At 65.2% G+C, this 17,302-nt stretch carries 16 protein-coding genes and 2 tRNA genes; 8 read left to right on the plus strand and 10 right to left on the minus strand.

Translation table 11 applies throughout. From position 1 onward, the window contains the following. Nucleotides 1-19: 19 nt before the first annotated feature. Nucleotides 20-979, minus strand: coding sequence for a thiamine-phosphate kinase (locus CH262_RS11205; protein ID WP_373453779.1), 960 nt, complete (start codon nucleotides 977-979; stop codon nucleotides 20-22). A gap of 233 nt (nucleotides 980-1,212) precedes the next feature. Here CH262_RS11205 and CH262_RS11210 point away from each other — a divergent pair, with 233 nt between their 5' ends. Continuing rightward, a complete protein-coding gene (locus CH262_RS11210; protein ID WP_032366384.1) occupies nucleotides 1,213-1,461 on the plus strand; it encodes an Lrp/AsnC ligand binding domain-containing protein in 249 nt (82 codons plus the stop codon). A gap of 3 nt (nucleotides 1,462-1,464) precedes the next feature. After that, nucleotides 1,465-2,094: a DUF3515 domain-containing protein gene (locus tag CH262_RS11215; protein ID WP_094717609.1), complete on the plus strand. Its 630-nt coding sequence runs from the start codon at nucleotides 1,465-1,467 to the stop codon at nucleotides 2,092-2,094. 7 nt (nucleotides 2,095-2,101) lie between these two features. Here the strand turns inward: CH262_RS11215 and CH262_RS11220 are convergent, their stop codons facing one another. Both CH262_RS11220 and CH262_RS11225 read right to left on the minus strand, forming a co-directional pair. Further along, nucleotides 2,102-3,208: a D-alanine--D-alanine ligase family protein gene (locus tag CH262_RS11220; protein WP_032391547.1), complete on the minus strand. Its 1,107-nt coding sequence runs from the start codon at nucleotides 3,206-3,208 to the stop codon at nucleotides 2,102-2,104. A 73-nt stretch (nucleotides 3,209-3,281) separates the two neighbouring features. Beyond that, entirely contained in the window at nucleotides 3,282-4,280 is a 999-nt protein-coding gene (locus CH262_RS11225) for an NAD(P)H-dependent glycerol-3-phosphate dehydrogenase (RefSeq protein WP_027496659.1), read from the minus strand. 101 nt (nucleotides 4,281-4,381) lie between these two features. Between CH262_RS11225 and cofC the strand changes: the two genes are divergently transcribed. The 3 genes from cofC (at nucleotide 4,382) to CH262_RS11240 (ending at nucleotide 8,422) form a co-directional block, all read left to right on the plus strand. After that, nucleotides 4,382-5,179: a 2-phospho-L-lactate guanylyltransferase gene (gene cofC, locus CH262_RS11230; RefSeq protein WP_174557266.1), complete on the plus strand. Its 798-nt coding sequence runs from the start codon at nucleotides 4,382-4,384 to the stop codon at nucleotides 5,177-5,179. A 187-nt stretch (nucleotides 5,180-5,366) separates the two neighbouring features. Then, nucleotides 5,367-7,487: an RNA degradosome polyphosphate kinase gene (locus CH262_RS11235; protein ID WP_228139401.1), complete on the plus strand. Its 2,121-nt coding sequence runs from the start codon at nucleotides 5,367-5,369 to the stop codon at nucleotides 7,485-7,487. Beyond that, entirely contained in the window at nucleotides 7,487-8,422 is a 936-nt protein-coding gene (locus CH262_RS11240) for an NUDIX hydrolase (RefSeq protein WP_094717610.1), read from the plus strand. The genes CH262_RS11235 and CH262_RS11240 overlap by 1 nt, the downstream gene beginning before the upstream one ends. A gap of 120 nt (nucleotides 8,423-8,542) precedes the next feature. Here the strand turns inward: CH262_RS11240 and CH262_RS11245 are convergent, their stop codons facing one another. The 3 genes from CH262_RS11245 to leuC form a co-directional block, all read right to left on the minus strand. After that, nucleotides 8,543-9,238, minus strand: coding sequence for an HU family DNA-binding protein (locus CH262_RS11245; RefSeq protein WP_027496655.1), 696 nt, complete (start codon nucleotides 9,236-9,238; stop codon nucleotides 8,543-8,545). 149 nt (nucleotides 9,239-9,387) lie between these two features. After that, a complete protein-coding gene (leuD, locus tag CH262_RS11250; RefSeq protein ID WP_032366380.1) occupies nucleotides 9,388-10,005 on the minus strand; it encodes a 3-isopropylmalate dehydratase small subunit in 618 nt (205 codons plus the stop codon). A gap of 47 nt (nucleotides 10,006-10,052) precedes the next feature. Continuing rightward, on the minus strand, nucleotides 10,053-11,507 hold the full coding sequence (gene leuC, locus CH262_RS11255; RefSeq protein ID WP_032366379.1) for a 3-isopropylmalate dehydratase large subunit: 1,455 nt from the start codon (nucleotides 11,505-11,507) through the stop codon (nucleotides 10,053-10,055). Between the two features lie 145 nt (nucleotides 11,508-11,652). On the opposite strand from leuC, the gene CH262_RS11260 reads away from it, so the two are divergent. Beyond that, nucleotides 11,653-12,381 carry an IclR family transcriptional regulator gene (locus CH262_RS11260; protein WP_032366378.1) on the plus strand — a complete coding sequence of 243 codons (729 nt, stop codon included), beginning with the start codon at nucleotides 11,653-11,655 and terminating at the stop codon, nucleotides 12,379-12,381. 120 nt (nucleotides 12,382-12,501) lie between these two features. Next, nucleotides 12,502-12,669 carry a DUF5302 domain-containing protein gene (locus tag CH262_RS27550; protein ID WP_158514274.1) on the plus strand — a complete coding sequence of 56 codons (168 nt, stop codon included), beginning with the start codon at nucleotides 12,502-12,504 and terminating at the stop codon, nucleotides 12,667-12,669. Between the two features lie 91 nt (nucleotides 12,670-12,760). Here the strand turns inward: CH262_RS27550 and CH262_RS11270 are convergent. Both CH262_RS11270 and CH262_RS11275 read right to left on the minus strand, forming a co-directional pair. Then, a tRNA-Glu gene (locus CH262_RS11270) sits at nucleotides 12,761-12,833 on the minus strand. Between the two features lie 99 nt (nucleotides 12,834-12,932). Continuing rightward, nucleotides 12,933-13,004: transfer RNA gene (locus CH262_RS11275), tRNA-Gln, on the minus strand. A 240-nt stretch (nucleotides 13,005-13,244) separates the two neighbouring features. Here CH262_RS11275 and CH262_RS11280 point away from each other — a divergent pair. Further along, on the plus strand, nucleotides 13,245-14,816 hold the full coding sequence (locus tag CH262_RS11280) for a bifunctional 3'-5' exonuclease/DNA polymerase (protein ID WP_032372643.1): 1,572 nt from the start codon (nucleotides 13,245-13,247) through the stop codon (nucleotides 14,814-14,816). On the opposite strand, the gene CH262_RS11285 is transcribed toward CH262_RS11280, so the two are convergent. Together CH262_RS11285 and gltX are read right to left on the minus strand one after the other, a co-directional pair. Then, on the minus strand, nucleotides 14,768-15,778 hold the full coding sequence (locus CH262_RS11285; RefSeq protein ID WP_032366375.1) for a YihY/virulence factor BrkB family protein: 1,011 nt from the start codon (nucleotides 15,776-15,778) through the stop codon (nucleotides 14,768-14,770). The genes CH262_RS11280 and CH262_RS11285 overlap by 49 nt on opposite strands. A gap of 46 nt (nucleotides 15,779-15,824) precedes the next feature. Beyond that, nucleotides 15,825-17,300, minus strand: a complete 1,476-nt coding sequence (gene gltX / locus CH262_RS11290; RefSeq protein ID WP_032372644.1) for a glutamate--tRNA ligase — start codon at nucleotides 17,298-17,300, stop codon at nucleotides 15,825-15,827. Nucleotides 17,301-17,302: the final 2 nt, after the last annotated feature.

A 17,302-nucleotide genomic window follows, 5' to 3' on the forward strand; every position in this document is an offset into this window, starting at 1 on the left:
CCATCGACGCGGTCGGAGCTCACTCTCGGTCGAAGCTCGACCAACCGGATCTGCCCACCCGGCGGTGCCCGGCGACGGTGACGCCACCGTCGGTTGCATTCGACGCCGGCTCGACGCGGCCGATCACGATCCACCCCGTCGGAACGGTATCGAGACCGGGGAACGTGCCGACGAGAGCATGATCCTCACCGCCGGTGAGTACCCACTCGAGGGGATCTGCCCCCAACAGCTCTGCAGCCGAACGGACTTCGTCGGCAATCGGAAGACGCTCGGGTTCCAGAACCATCGATACGCCGGATGCGTCGGCGATATGCCCCAGGTCGGCCGACAACCCGTCGGACACATCGGTGAGTGATGTCGCGCCTGCTTCGGCGGCCTCGATACCGGCACGGTACGGCGGGGCGGGCACGCGGTGTGCATCGAGAACCGCGTCGTGCCCGGAGCGATCGCCGCCCGCGAGCAACAGAGCGAGTCCGGCCGCGGACCACCCGAGCCGCCCCGCGAACGCGATCACATCACCGACCTGCGCACCCGATCGCAGTACGGGAGCCCTGCCCTGTAGGTCACCGAGCGCAGTGATCGAGATCACCAGCTGATCCGACTGCACCACATCACCGCCGACGATCGCCGAACCCGCAGCCGACGCCTCGCGCCACATGCCCTCGTTCAGACCGTCCGTCACGCTCACCGGTGTGTCCGCCGGGCAGCCGAGAGCAACCAGGAATGCCGAGCACTGCCCACCCATCGCGGCGATGTCTGCCCCGTTCTGCGCGATCGCCTTCCGGCCGATCTCCACTGGAGTCGACCAATCGAGCCGAAAGTGCCTGCCGTGCACCAACATATCTGTCGTGGCGGCCACCCTGCCGTCGGATGCACTGACGACGGCAGCGTCGTCGCCGGGGCCGACGATGGTCGACGTCGGTTGCACTCGATCGGCGACGGCCCGGGCGATGACGTCGAACTCGCCGATCTGGGCCACCGTCGGTTCGGCGGCGGTGGTCCCCGAAGGGCCGGTGTCGTCGATGATGTTCCTCCCTCAGAGCGCAATTCGGACGTCGGTCTCCCGCGAAACCGGCACCGCGCCTGCGGTACCTTTAGCGGTGCCCGGGCCCGGTCCGGCGCAGCCGGTTTCGTGCTGTGAGTACGCAACCGACTCAACGTACAGTCGACTCAACTTACAGTCGATCGTCCCAGCAAGGAAAGGGACCACCGATGGTGCAAGCCTTCGTTCTCGTTCAGACCGAAGTCGGCCGTGCCACGACCGTTGCGCGGCAGATCGAGTCGGTCGACGGCGTCGTATCCGCAGAAGCTGTGGTCGGACCCTACGACGTCATCGTCAGGGCCGACGGCGCATCCGACACCGAGATCGCGGACATCGTCTCCCGAATTCAGAAGGTCGACGCCATCACGCGCACCCTCACCTGTCCCGTCGCCCCGCAGTCGACCTCGACGGTTCGGTAGCGCATGAACTCTGCCGACCACGACCACGACCACGACCACGACAAAGACAACGGCAACGACGCCGGCACCCGGTCCGAGAATGCAGCAGCGGCCGACGAGAAGCGCCACCCTGCGGTCATAGCCACCGCGATCGCCCTGCCGGTCGCGTTGGTGGTGGGAGTTCTCGTGGCCGCGATAGCGGTGAACAGCTCCCCCGCCCACGATCCGGTAGCGCTGGGACCGGTCGACGCACCCGACGCCGCGAGCGCACAGTGCTCGACCCTCCTCGATGCGCTGCCCGACGAGTTGGGCGACTACAGCCGCGCCGACCTGGCCGACCCGGCACCTGTCGGAGTCCGAGCCTGGGTATCGGCCGAGGAGAACGCCGAGCCGGTCGTGCTTCGCTGCGGGCTGCCCCGCCCTGTCGGATTCGACGTGGCCGCACCACTTCAGGTGATCGACGGCGTCCAGTGGTTCGAGGTGTCCGGCGAGAACGACGGCATGGACGCCAGCACATGGTTCGTCGTCGATCGCGGCACGTATATCGCTCTCACCATTCCCGGCGACTCCGGCCCGACACCTCTGCAGGATGCCTCGTCGGCAGTGTCGGCAGCACTACCCCAGCAGCCCCTCGACCCAGCACCGTTGCAGTAGAGCCGGGTCAGCGCAGGCCGGTACCGCGTGCGAGAGCGGTGTCGATCAGGGTGCTGATCAGGGTCGAGTAGTCGATTCCGCTCTCGGCCCACATCTTGGGGTACATCGAGATCGACGTGAATCCGGGCATCGTGTTGATCTCGTTGATCACCGGGCCTTCCTCGGTCACGAAGAAGTCGACCCGCGCCAGTCCTTGGCAGTCCAGTGCGCGGAAGGCCGAGACTGCGAGTTCGCGAATACGATCGCTGATGTCGTCGTCGAGTGCGGCAGGAATGTCGAATTCGCTGACATCGTCGAGGTACTTGGTGTCGAAGTCGTAGAAGGCGTGATCGTCGCTGTCCGCGTCGGGGAGCCGGATCTCGGCGATCGCGCTGGCGCGCACGCTGCCGTCGGGGAATTCGAGTACGCCGCATTCGACCTCGCGGCCGTGGATCATTCCTTCGACGATCACCTTGGGGTCGTGCTCGCGGGCAACGCCGATCGCCGACTGCAGGTGATCCCACGAGGTGATGCGCGAAATTCCGATCGACGATCCGCCTCGCGCGGGCTTGACGAAGGCAGGAAGACCGATGTGGTCGCGTTCGGCTTCGGTCAGGTCATCGGTGCCGCGTCGCAGCACGACCTGCCTGCCGATCGGTAGTCCGTCGGCTCCCAGAAGCTTCTTGGTGAACTCCTTGTCCATGCCTGCGGCACTGGCCAACACTCCGGGACCCACATACGGGACACCGGCGAGTTCGAGCATTCCCTGCAGGGTGCCGTCCTCGCCGTACGGCCCATGCAGCACCGGAAACACGACGTCGACCGCAGCCAGGACCTGTCCGGCGTCGCCCTCACCGAGAGCGATCAGCGCGCCTGCACGTCCCGGATCGGTGCTCAGCGCGAGTGCGGCACCGGACTTGTCCACCGTCGGCAGTACTCGATCACGAATCGTCAGCGCATCCGGATCACTGGAGCCGAGCACCCAGGCACCGTCGGGGGTGATCCCCACCGGGACCACCTCGTAGGTATCGGGGTCCAGATTCGCGAGCACGCTACCCGCCGAGACACAGGACACCGCGTGCTCACTGCTGCGGCCACCGAAGACGACGGCAACTTTGATTCGGGGAGTACTCACGGTGACAAACCGTACCGCCGTCTCCCCGCGAACGCGGATTCGCCCTGTTCGTGCACACGTCGAGAACGTGACCTCACTCGGGCTTGATTCGACGCCCCAGCAGGTGGCCCACCGCGTCCGGAACCGACATTCCCCCGTGGCACACACGGTGCACGGCATCGGTCAACGGCATCTCGACGTCGTAGCTCTCGGCGAGCGCACGCACCGACGTACAGGACTTCACGCCCTCGGCCACCTGCCCGTGCGCTGCTTCCTGCGCGCTCTCGAGGGAGCCTCCCGAACCGAGCCGCTCACCGAACGTACGGTTGCGCGAGAGCGGCGACGAGCAGGTGGCGACCAGATCTCCCACGCCGGCGAGCCCGGACAGCGTCGACGGTGTGGCCCCGAGCGCGACACCGAGCCGGATGATCTCGGCCAGGCCTCGGGTCATGATCGACGCGAGGGTGTTCTCGCCGTAGCCGACTCCGCTGGCCATTCCACAGGCGAGGGCGATGACGTTCTTGCACGCGCCACCGATCTCGGCACCGATGACGTCGGAGTTGGTGTACGGCCTGAAATATCCTGTGGCGCAAGCTTTTTGAATCTCAAGGGCTCGTTGCGAGTCGGAACACGCGATGACCGTCGCGGCCGGCTGCCCCTCGGCGATCGGGCGCGCCAGATTCGGCCCGGACAGGCAGGCCACCCGGCTGGGATCGGCCCCGGTCACCTGTGAAATCACCTGACTCATGCGCATGAGCGTTCCGGTCTCTATGCCCTTGGCCAGAGACAGCAGTGTCGCGTGCGGTGCGATCGCATCCGTCCACTCCCCCAGGTTCGCGCGCAGACTCTGCGACGGCACCGCGAGCACCACGATGTCCGCGCCGTCGAGGGCGGTCGCCGGATCGCTCGTGGCGCGGATCGACGACGGCAGTTCGATTCCGGGGAGGTAGTCCGCGTTCTCGTGCCGTTCGCTGATCGAGGCAGCGAGTTCCTCTCGGCGCGCCCACATGGTGACATCGGTTCCGGCATCGGCCAACACTTTGGCGAATGCGGTACCCCACGACCCGGACCCCAGTACCGCTGCTCTGCTCATGCCGCCAACCTCTCACCTGCTCGCCGATGCCCTGCCTACGCGCGCATCACCCTAACGCGCAGACCTGCCCGGGCGGTCGGAGTCGGCAGACATCGGTGACGCTGGCAGGATCGAACACCATGGGCGCAATTCGAAGCAGCGACGACGACCGCGAGGGTCGGCCGTCCGATGCGCTGCGCCGCGCGGTCGGAGTCGTCATCGCGGTCAAGGACCTGACAGCGGCGAAGTCCCGTCTGGCGTCCGAGTTCTCCGGGGCCGACCGGACGCGATTGGTGCTCGCCATGTTCGTCGACACGGTCACCGCGGCCGGTTCGGTGTCGGTGGTCGATTCGGTCACCGTCGTCACACCCGATCCGGTCGTCGCCGACACCGCGCGACAAATCGGTGCCCGGGTGCTGGACGAACCGTCGGCTTCCGGCGCTCGAGATCCCGAAGCCCGTCTCAATGCCGCATTCTCCGCTGCTGCGGCCGCACTGCGAGTCGATCACGCACCACGCGATCGCCACGGGAACCCCGGCGCGGCCCCGGCCGATCGGGTCGACATCGTTGCGCTGCAAGCGGATCTGCCTGCGCTGCGTCCCGCCGAACTCGCGCAAGCGTATGCGACGGCAGTCTCCGGCGGCAGGTCGGTCGTGGTCGACCATCACGGCACCGGAACCGCAGCGCTGATCCTGAAGAATTCTGCCGACGAGCTCGCGCCGCTGTTCGGATCGGATTCCGCACGCCGCCACACCTTGTCGGGAGCGCGACCACTGGACGGCACGTGGCCGGGACTTCGACTCGACGTCGACACCGTCGACGACGTACGTCGGGCTCATCGACTCGGGGTCGGACCGGAGACGACAGCCGTACTCCGCTCACTCGGTTGGAGCGACGAGGAATCCGCAACCACCGCGTGATTGGGGTGACGTGCGAACAAGTTCGGTCATCGGAGTTTCACCGACGGCGGGTATGGGGGATGATCGTGCTGTGAGCACAGACGACGCGCAGCCAGCGACCGAAGATCCGGCGATCGAGACCGCGGAGAGCAACGGTGCGGACAGCAACGGTGCGGAGCCGGTGTGGAGTGCCCCGGTGACCGCAACGATGCCGAGCATTCCCTCCGCCCTTCCTGCCGCCACTCCGGAATCGGTGGATGCTGCCATGGTGCTTCCCGAAAATCGGTACCTGAACCGGGAATTGAGCTGGCTGGATTTCAACTCCCGTGTTCTCGCGCTCGCAGAGGACTCGTCCCTGCCGCTACTCGAGCGTGCCAAGTTCCTGGCCATCTACGCGTCCAATCTGGACGAGTTCTACATGGTTCGTGTCGCAGGGCTCAAACGCCGCGACGAGACCGGACTGTCGGTTCGATCGGCCGATGGCATGACCCCGCGCGAGCAGCTCGCGGTCATCGGGCAGCGCACTCAGGAGCTCGCTCTCAAACACGCCCGAGTACTGCTCGATTCGATCCTGCCCGAGCTCACGGCCGAGGGCATCGCAATCATCCGGTGGTCCGATCTCGACAGCGACGAGCGTGCGCGTCTGTCCGACTATTTCACCGAACAGGTCTTCCCGGTCCTCACCCCGCTGGCCGTCGACCCGGCGCACCCCTTCCCGTACATCAGCGGCCTGAGCCTGAATCTCGCTGTGACGGTGAAGGATTACTCCACAACCGGCGAGCACTTCGCCCGCGTGAAGGTACCCGACAACGTCGACCGATTCGTGCGCGTCAAGCGCGGTGAGGGGAGCCATCGCATCGACGCCTTCCTGTCGATGGAGGAATTGATCTCGGCGCACCTCGACGTGTTGTTCCCCGGCATGGAGGTGGTCGAGAGCCACGCGTTCCGCATTACTCGCAACGCCGATTTCGAGGTCGAAGAGGACCGCGACGAGGATCTCCTGCAGGCACTCGAACGAGAGCTGGCGCGCCGGCGTTTCGGTTCTCCCGTCCGCCTCGAGATCGCCGACGACATGACCGAGCACATGCTCGAACTGTTGCTACGCGAACTCGACGTCGATCCGGGCGACGTCATTCAGGTTCCCGGTCTGCTCGATCTGTCGTGCCTGTGGCAGGTCTACAGCGTCGACCGCCCCAATCTCAAGGACGCTCCCTTCGTCCCGGCAACACATCCGGCGTTCGGTGAGCGCGAAACCCCGAAGAGCGTGTTCTCGACGCTGCGCGACGGCGACGTTCTGGTGCATCACCCGTACGACTCGTTCTCCACCAGCGTGCAGCGCTTCATCGAACAAGCTGCGGCCGATCCGCAGGTCCTCGCGATCAAGCAAACTCTGTACCGCACCTCGGGTGACTCGCCGATCGTCAACGCACTCGTCGACGCGGCCGGGGCCGGCAAGCAGGTGGTCGCCCTCGTCGAGATCAAGGCACGATTCGACGAGCAGGCGAACATCGAGTGGGCACGCAAGCTCGAAAAGGCCGGGGTGCACGTGGTCTACGGCCTCGTCGGGTTGAAGACTCACTGCAAGACCTGCCTCGTCGTCCGCCGAGAAGGATCGGTCATCCGCCGGTACTGCCATATCGGCACGGGCAACTACAACCCGAAGACGGCGCGTATCTACGAGGACGTCGGGTTGCTCACGTCGTCGCCCGAAATCGGTGCGGACCTCACCGACCTGTTCAACTCGCTCACCGGATACTCGCGAAAGTCCAAGTACCGCAATCTCCTCGTGGCCCCTTACGGCGTGCGACGCGGCATCGTCGAGCGCATCGAAGCGGAAGTCGAGCACCTCAAGGCGGGTCGCGCAGCCGGAATTCGCCTCAAGGCCAACGCTCTTGTCGACGAGCAGGTGATCGACGCTCTGTACCGCGCATCGGTCGCCGGGGTCCCCGTCAAGGTGGTCGTACGCGGGATCTGCGCGCTCAAGCCGGGCGTACCGGGCCTGTCGGAGAACATCGAAGTTCGGTCCATTCTCGGCAGGTTCCTCGAACACTCACGGGTTCTGCATTTCCAGGGTGCCGACGAATTCTGGATCGGCAGCGCCGACATGATGCACCGAAACCTCGACCGGCGAGTGGAAGTGATGGCCCAGGTCAAGGATCCGAAGCTGACCAAGCAACTCGGTGACATCTTCGACTCGGCCCTCGACCCCACCACCCGCTGCTGGGAACTGGGGCCGGACGGTGGCTGGGTCGCGTCGCCTGCGCAAGGCGAAAGTGTCCGAGAACACCAGGTGGAATTGATGCGCAGCCGGAGGAATCAGGCGTCCTGATGGGCACTTCCGATGGCTCCCCCCGCGCCAACATCTTCGCGGCCGGATCGATTCTGTGGCGACGATCACCGGAGAACGACTCGGTGGTGCAAGTAGCTCTGGTACACAGGCCGAAGTACGACGACTGGTCTTTTCCCAAGGGAAAGCTCGATCCCGGGGAGACAGCGGTCGACGCGGCTGTCCGAGAAGTCAAGGAGGAGACGGGCTTCGACTCGACTCTCGGACGGTCGCTGTCCTACGTCACCTACCCGATTCCCGGCCACCGTCGCATGAAGAAGGTGCTCTACTGGGCTGCCGAGGCAACCGGCGGAGAATTCGTCCCGAACGACGAAGTGGACGAACTCCGCTGGATCGCACCCGACAAGATCGGCGGCGAACTCTCGTATCCCATGGACCACAAGATTCTTCGACGATTCGTCGCCAAGCCGGCCGCTACGTCCACCGTGCTGCTGGTCCGGCACGGCAGTGCCGGCTCGCGGTCGCGATACAAGGGCAACGACGCCGATCGCCCCCTCGACAAGACCGGTAGACGTCAGGCCGAGGCACTCGTCTCACTGCTGGGCGCGTTCGGCGGTGACTCGGTGTATGCGGCCGACCGCGTCCGGTGCGAACAGACGGTCGCGCCGTTTGCCGAATCACTGGGCGTGCAGGTCGAACCGGAGCATCTGCTGTCCGAGGAGGGGTACGCCGAGGACCCCCGCAAGGGCCGCCACCGGGCTCGCGACATCGCCGAGTCCATGAGCACACCGGTGATCTGCAGCCAAGGCAAGGTGATCCCCGATCTCATGCGATGGTGGGCCGACAAGGACGGCATCACGTTGCCTGCCAACAGAAATCGAAAAGGGAGCGTGTGGGTGCTCTCGCGCCACGACGGTCGGCTCGTCGCGGCCGACCACATCGCCAGCCCGCTACCGAACCTGGTCGCCGACGACTGAGTCGCATCCGAGGATCCTCGGATCACGAACACGGCAGAAGGCCCCGACCGAAATTTCGGTCGGGGCCTTCTGTGGAGTGCGAGAACGGCCCGGTCCTGGATGACCGGTGCCGGTCGAGCGCTACTTCTTTGCAGCGCGCTTCGCGGGTGCCTTCTTGGCCGGAGCCTTCTTGGCGGGGGCCTTCTTGGCGACGGTCTTCTTGGCCGCTGTCTTGGCCGGAGCCTTCTTGGCAGGGGCCGTAGTGGTTGCGGCCTTGCGTGCGGTCGTCTTGGCCGGAGCCTTCTTGGCAGCAGCCGTCGTGGTCTTGCGTGCGGTTGTCTTTGCGGGAGCTGCCTTCTTGGCGGCGGTCTTTGCGGGAGCTGCCTTCTTGGCGGCAGTCTTCGCCGGAGCCGCCTTCTTGGCTGCCGCGGTGGTGGCCTTGCGGGCGGTCGTCTTCACCGCTGCCTTCTTGGCGGCCGTCTTCTTCGCTGCCGCAGTCTTCTTGGCCGGAGCTGCTGCCGAACCGCGCTTGACGGCAGGTCCGGTTGCGGGCAGCTTCTGTCCACCGGCGATGACGGCCTTGAACTGCGCGCCCGGACGAAATGCCGGTACGTTGGTCGGCTTGACGCGAACGGTCTCACCGGTGCGGGGGTTACGGGCGACGCGCGCCGCGCGACGACGCTGCTCGAACACGCCGAAGCCCGTGATCGTGACACTTTCGCCGCGGTGGACCGCGCGCACGATGGTGTCGACGATGTTCTCGACAGCCTCTGTGGCGCTCCGCCTGTCAGACCCCAACTTCTCGGTCAGGGCGTCAATCAGCTCTGCCTTGTTCATGGATTTCCTCCGCTATATTGTGGCCCATCGTCGGACCGACTACTACAACGGTAAACCCCAAGTCGTCAAGAGTCTATGCGCCACGCCAATTTTCATTTCGGTGTCGCGGAATGCTTCACGGCCGCAAAGCGTGTCGGACCCCCCGTCCGTCAGCTTTTCGAAGGCTCCTCGATCCTTGCCGGAAGGGTGAGGGGTTTGTATGAAGGCCTTGACTTTTCGTACTCCGTAATGGCCTCTACCTGGCGTAATGTCAGTCCGATGTCGTCCAGACCCTCCAGCAGACGCCACCGCGTGTAGTCGTCAATCGCGAAGCGCACCACCAAGGTTCCAGCCGTGACCGTCTTGTCGACGAGGTCCACGACGAGCTCCAGACCGGGCTGTTCTTCTAAGGCTTTCCACAGCAATTCGACGTCCGATTGCTCCACCTCGGCCGCCACCAAGCCGGCCTTGCCCATGTTTCCGCGGAAGATATCGGCGAATCTGGATGCGATGACGACCCTGAAACCGAAGTCCGACAGCGCCCAGACAGCGTGCTCGCGTGACGATCCCGTGCCGAAGTCCGGCCCGGCCACGAGAACCGATCCGCGGTCGTAGGGCGCGAGGTTCAAGATGAAGTTCGGATCGGATCGCCAACCGGCGAACAATCCGTCCTCGAATCCGGTGCGAGTCACGCGCTTGAGATAGACCGCCGGAATGATCTGGTCGGTGTCGACATTGGACCGCCGGAGCGGAACGCCGATGCCTTTGTGTCGAGTGAAAGCTTCCATCGAAATTTCTCCTGTGAGTTCGATCGATCCGGTCGGAGGGCTCGCTGCTACGCGAGATCCGCCGGAGAGGACAGGGTTCCGCGAACTGCAGTGGCCGCCGCAACCAGAGGCGACACGAGGTGAGTGCGACCACCCTTGCCCTGACGCCCCTCGAAATTGCGGTTGGACGTGGACGCCGAACGCTCTCCCGAGGTGAGCTGATCGGGGTTCATTCCCAGACACATCGAGCAGCCGGCCTGCCGCCACTCGGCCCCTGCTGCGGTGAAGATCTCACCGAGCCCTTCCTCTTCGGCCTGCGCGCGCACCCGCATCGACCCGGGTACCACCAGCATTCGCACGCCGTCTGCGACGCGGCGGCCCTCGAGGACGGACGCCACCGCACGCAGATCCTCGATGCGGCCGTTGGTGCAGGAGCCGACGAACACGGTGTCGACGGAGATCTCGCGGATCGGTGTACCGGCTTCGAGACCCATGTACTGCAAGGCCTTCTGGGCCGATACGCGCTCGCCCTCGTCGAGCATTGCCTCGGGATCGGGCACGGCATCTCCCAACGGAGCACCTTGACCCGGGTTCGTTCCCCAGGTGACGAACGGCGTCAGAGTGCTCGCATCGATGTGTACCTCGTTGTCGAACACCGCATCCGGGTCGGTTGCCAGTTCGTTCCAGGCGGCCACCGCCGCATCCCACTCCGCCCCCTGGGGCGCATGCGGCCGTCCCTTCAGGTATTCGTACGTGATCTCGTCGGGTGCGATCATGCCCGCGCGCGCCCCGGCCTCGATCGACATGTTGCAGATGGTCATTCGGGCTTCCATCGATAACTTGCGGATGGCCTCACCGCGATATTCGAGCACGTATCCCTGACCGCCGCCGGTGCCGATCTTGGCGATCACCGCGAGAATCAGATCCTTGCTCGTCACACCGGGAGCCAGTTCTCCGTCGACGGTGATGGCCATGGTCTTGAACGGTCGCAGAGACAGAGTCTGGGTGGCCATCACATGCTCGACCTCGCTGGTGCCGATTCCCATTGCGATCGAACCGAATGCACCGTGCGTCGAGGTGTGGCTGTCTCCGCACACGATGGTCATACCCGGCTGGGTCAGACCGAGCTGCGGGCCGATGATGTGGACGATGCCCTGATCGAGATCTCCCATCGGGTACAACCGAACTCCGAATTCCTCGCAGTTGCGGCGAAGAGTATCGACCTGGGTGCGTGAGACGAGATCGGCGATCGGCGCGAAGATGTCGGCCGTCGGGACGTTGTGGTCCTCCGTTGCGATCGTCAGGTCCGGGCGACGAAGCTCGCGGCCGGCCAAACGCAGACCGTCGAATGCCTGGGGGCTGGTGACCTCGTGTACGAGGTGCAGATCGATGTAGATCAGATCCGGCTCACGTGCACCGCCTTCTCCCCCACCGGGGACGACCACATGTTGGTCCCACACCTTCTCCGCCAGCGTCTTCGGCGCTTGTGCTACGGACGCATCGGATTTCGTCGTTTCGGACATCGCTGTCGCAGACCTCGTCTTCCCTGTCGTCGCGCCGGCGGACGGGCTGGTCCACCTCGCGTGATCGTCTCGACATCGTCCCCCGCGGCACGCTGGACTTCTCACGGTTGTGCAATCTCAGCATTCGGGAGGCTAATATCGTTCTATGAGACAGCATAGCCTGAGCGGCGCCGTCGACAAATCGAGCGGTATCGGTGTCCTCGACAAGGCCATGGCCGTGTTGCATGCAGTGGCCGAGACACCCTGCACTCTCAACGACCTGTGTGCCCGCACAGCGCTCCCCCGCGCCACTGCGCATCGGCTCGCGGTCGGACTCGAAACCCACCGCCTCCTCGTGCGCGATTCCGACGGATTGTGGCGCACCGGTCCGGGGCTGGGGGAATTGGCGGCGAGCGCGTCGGATGCTCTGCTCGACGCCGCAGCATCGGTACTGCCTCGGCTTCGCGAAATCACCGGAGAGAGCGTGCAGATCTACCGCCGCGAGGGGACCGTTCGCGTCTGTGTCGCATCCATGGAGCCCCCGACCGGTCTCCGAGATACCGTGCTCGTCGGGGCCCGGCTACCCATGACAGCCGGCTCCGGTGCCAAAGTTCTTCTGGCATGGGCAGATTCGCAGACTCAACGCACAGTGCTGCCGGACGCCGAATTCGGCGAACGGGTGCTGCTGGAGATCCGCAGGCGAGGGTGGGCGCAGAGCGCGGGTGAACGTGAGCCGGGGGTCGCGAGCGTCTCGGCTCCCGTTCGCGACAGCAACGACACTGTCGTGGCGGCGATCTCGGTGTCCGGCCCGATCGACCGCATCGGACGCAAGCCGGGCGCACGCTGGGCGGCAGACCTGCTCGCCGCCGCCGACGCGCTGCACAAGCGCCTCTGACCGCCGACCCGAGGCCGATCGCGCGGCACTCACCAAAAACCGGCTGAATAGGCCGCAGAAGTGGAGTACGTTCGTCTCGAACGGCCCACCCGGCCGGTCGCCGACTGCAAGGAGTGCCCCATGTCAGAATCCGGCAGCGAAGAGTTGAAGAAGAAGTTCCGCGAGGTTCTCGAACAGAAGAACAGCAAGTCGCACAATTCCGTCGACCACAAGGACGGTGGCCCCAAGGTGAACAATGCCCACGGTCCGGCCGATCACCAGAAGATGTTCCGCCGCAAGAGCGTCTGACGCGAAGCGACACCACCGCACGACAGCAACGACGGTCACACCGAAACGACAGCACCCCCTCGATCCGGAGATCGAGGGGGTGCTGTCTTCGTAGCCCCGACGGGATTCGAACCCGCGCTACCGCCTTGAGAGGGCGGCGTCCTAGGCCGCTAGACGACGGGGCCAGGAACTTCACCTGCATTGTTGACGCTGTATCGAACACGTGACGCTGAGGTAGCTTAACTGCCTCGGCATCGGCGGCAAAATCGCCGCTCACCTGCTCGCTGGGGTACCAGGACTCGAACCTAGAATGGCGGTACCAGAAACCGCTGTGTTGCCAATTACACCATACCCCAATGGACTTGAATCGAAGTACGCATCCGATCGATGTGCACTGCGTTTCGAGCCGGGATAGAGACTATCAAAGGTCACTACCCATTCTCCAAATCGGCTGCTCAGAGCCTTGATAACGGCCCTCGACCGCCCGCGAGGCCCGCTCGGACACCATCGCGTGAACGCAGAACCCGCGCATCGTCGGCCGCAGAGCATGCAGCAGACTTCTGTTTCGTGAGCGTTCTCGAACTTCGCAGACGCCGATGAAGGTGCTGCTCGTTCCCCAGGGCAACCGGGCCGTACTGATCCGCCTCGACGAGGACGGTTCCCCGTCCGGCGGCAGTTCCCCTGCCGAGGAGGTCACCGACGATCTGGTGGGCTCCGTGGCCGCTGTCGAGCGAGAGCACGCTCCCCGTTGGGTGTGGGAGGACACGAGCCGCATCTACCCGCGACTGCTCGACGCAGGGGTGCGGGTCCGGCGCTGCCACGATCTCGCCCTCGTCGGTGCCATTCTGGCGATGCGAACGGGGCGCACCACGACACCGTCCACACCCGCAGACCTGCGACCCGGATTGTTCGACGCCGACCCGCATGCCGATCCGGTGGCAGTGCTCGCCCACTACCGCCGTCAGATCGAGGAGATCGGTGACGATCGGGGGCTGCAGCTGTTGGCGGCCGCCGAGTCGGCCGGAGGTCTGGCCGCGGCGGAGATGACCTTCGACGGATTGCCGTTCTCGGCCGCTGCGCATCGGCGGCACCTCGACGCGACCCTCGGTGCGAGGCCGGTCGACGGATCGACTCCTCCTGCGTTGGTGAAGCTCGAGAACGAGATCTCGTCGGTGTTCGGGCGCCGCGTGAACCCCGGTTCACCCGCAGAGGTGGTCGCCGCGTTCGCGCGCGCCGGTATCGAGCTCACATCCACTCGAGCACACGTGATCCGAGACATCGACCATCCTGCGGTGCCGCTGTTGCTTAGCCACCGAGATCTGTCGAAACTGCACAGCACCAACGGGTGGACGTGGCTGGACGCGTGGGTTCGCGGAGATCGTTTCCGGCCGGTCTACGTGCCGGGGGCCGTCGTCTCCGGCCGCTGGGCGAGCCGGGGCGGTGGGGGTCTGCAGATCCCGAAACCGCTGCGCGCCAGCGTGATCGCCGACTCGGGGTACACCTTCGTCGCCGCCGACGCCGGCCAGCTCGAGCCCCGCATTCTCGCCGCGATGTCGGGTGACCCTCGCATGGTCGCCGCTGCGGGAACAGCGGATCTCTACGCCCCCGTCGCCGCCGAGTCGTTCGACGGTGATCGTGCGCACGCCAAGGTCGCTGTTCTCGGAGTGCTGTACGGCGCGACGTCGGGTGAGGCTCGTGCGTTGCTGACCCGCCTACGCGCCAGATTCCCCGACGCGGTGGCGGTCGTGGAAGAGGCGGCGCGGGCCGGTGAGCGGGGCGAGGTGGTCCGGTCGTGGCTGGGCCGAGCGTGCCCTCCCCCTACGCCGCAATGGTGGTCCACCGGTGACGCCCACGCGCGTGGCCGATTCACGCGCAACTTCGTGGTGCAGGCGACCGCAGCCGAGTGGGCGCTGTGCCTGTTGGCAGATCTGCGCGGGCGATTGCGGTCGAGCAGAAGTGAGTTGGTGTTCTTTCAGCACGACGAAGTAGTCGTGCATTGTCCACTCGGAGACGCACCGTGGGTGTCCGAGGCCGTTGCGGCGGCGGCAGAGTCGGCTACGCGTCTGATGTTCGGCGACACGGCAGTGCTCTTCCCGATGGAGACCAGGATCGACCGCTTCTACGGTGCCCCGGCTGCCGAGCCGGAGTTCGGGCCGGAGTCCGACTGAGCGCTCGGTGGGTCCTCGAACGTCACGTCTATTTCCTCGAACGCAGTACTGCGCTGCGCTTCTGCCTGTCCGGTGTAGGTGAGTTTGTCACCTTCGGTCAGGTCGACGTCGTCGGTGAACGGGGCCAGAAGGGCCCGCGGGAACAGCCTGTCGACACGAACCACGTTGATCTCGATGCAGATCACGATCGATACCGAGGTCACGTACAGAAAGGCCAACAGCCCGAGCACGACCGCAAAGACACCGTTCGTCACCGTCGCACTTGCAGCGACGTACTTCACGTACACACCGCCGAAGGTCTGCAGCAGCTGCCACGTCAGACCGGCTGCTATGGCTCCCGGGAGTACCTGTCCGATCGACACCGCTCGCACTGTGGCGAGCCGAAACGCAACGACGAACACCCCGACGTACAGCAGCGTTCCGATCACGAACACGACGAGACCGGATTCCGGGCCGAAATATCCTGCAGCACTGAGCACATTGAGTGCGGTGATCGCCAGTACCGCCAGACCCACGGTGCTCAGCAAACCCAATCCCCGCACTCGGGCTCGAATGGGATCGGGCCGAAGATTCTTCGGTACGGCCCATGCGGTGTTCATCGCGTTCTGCAACGCAACGGACACGCCGAGTCCGCCGTAGAGCGACCCGAGGATACCCACCGTCAGACCGACAGTGCCGCCACCTATCCGTTCGGGACGCCCCAGTTCTTCCCCGATCGCCGGGATCTGACCGAGTGCAGAGTTCAGGATCTGTTGTTGCAGCTCCGGGTTGCCCATCAACACGATGCCCAGAATCACGGAGAAGAGCAGCAGCGCAGGAAAGAGCGAGACGAATGCGTAGTACGTGATCAGCGCGGCCAGGTAACCACCCTGATCGTCGACGAACTTGTAGACCACCGCAATCGGAAATCCGAGAACCGGACGCCTGCGCTGCAGTCGATCCAGTCGGTCGGCGACGCTCATGTGCGAAAGTCTCCGACCGACCTCGACGGCCGACGTCGCACCGCCGTCACGCGATAAGGGTACGTGCGGCGGTCAGACGAGCGAGGGTCCTCTCGCGGCCGAGAAGTTCCATGGACTCGTACAGCGGCGGGCTGATGTGGGAGCCGGTGACTCCCACCCGAACCGGCGCGAAGGCCTTGCGGGGCTTGAGTTCCATCTTCTCGATGAGCGCGTCCTTGAGGGCGACTTCCAGCTCGGCCGTCGACCAATCCGTCACTGCGGTCAGTGCTTCGATGGCGGCGTCGAGTACCGGTGCCGCGTCTGCGCCGAGATTCTTGGCCGCCGCTGCAGGATCGATCTCGAACTCCGCGTCGTCGACGAAGAGGAACTTCAGCAGGCCCCACGCATCCGACAGCACGACGATGCGCGTCTGCACCAGATCCGCTGCGACAGCGAACATCTTCTCGTCGACCGGCTCGGTGAGATGCCCTCGAGCAACGAGGAATTCGCGTAACCGTGCCGCGAAGTCGTCTGCAGCCAACATCCTGATGTGCTCGGCGTTGATCGCGTCGGCCTTCTTCTGGTCGAAGCGCGCAGGGTTGGAATTGACCGACGAGATCTCGAACGCCGCCACCATCTCGTCGAGCGAGAACACGTCGTGATCGTCGGAGATGCCCCACCCGAGAAGCGCTAGGTAGTTCAGCAGCCCCTCCGGGACGAAGCCTCGGTCGCGGTGGATGAACAGGTTCGATTCGGGGTCACGCTTGGACAGCTTCTTGTTGCCCTGGCCCATCACGAACGGCAGATGTCCGAACTCCGGGGTGCGGTCGGCCACACCGATTCGGATCAGGGCCTCGTACAGTGCGAGCTGTCGAGGCGTCGACGACAACAGGTCCTCGCCGCGCAGCACGTGCGTGATCTTCATCAGTGCGTCGTCGACCGGATTGACCAACGTGTACAGCGGAACTCCGTTGCCGCGAGTCAAGGCGAAGTCCGGTACGGTCCCCGCCTTGAACGTGGTCTCGCCGCGTACGAGGTCGTTCCACGTCAGATCGTGATCGGGCATGCGCAGCCGCACGACGGCCCCACGTCCCTCGTCGAGGAATCCCTGCCGCTGCTCCGGCGTCAGGTCGCGGTCGAAGTTGTCGTAGCCGAGCTTGGGGTCACGCCCGGCGGCCTTGTGCCTCGCTTCGACTTCCTCGGGCGTCGAGAACGACTCGTAGGCTTCGCCGGCATCGAGCAGTTGCTGTACGACAGCCACATGCTGGTCGCGTCGCTGCGACTGGCGGTAGGGCTCGTAGGGACCGCCCACCTCGGGGCCCTCGTCCCAATCCAGACCGAGCCATCGCAGCGCGTCGAGCAACGCTGCGTAGGACTCCTCGGAATCGCGAGCGGCGTCGGTGTCCTCGATCCGAAAGACGAAGGTGCCGCCGTGATGTCGCGCGAACGCCCAGTTGAACAGGGCGGTGCGGACCAGACCGACGTGCGGTGTGCCGGTGGGCGACGGGCAGAACCGAACGCGGACATCTGCTGCTGTGGTCATCG

The organism is Rhodococcus sp. 05-2255-1e (assembly GCF_002259025.1).
GTDB lineage: Bacteria > Actinomycetota > Actinomycetes > Mycobacteriales > Mycobacteriaceae > Rhodococcoides > Rhodococcoides fascians.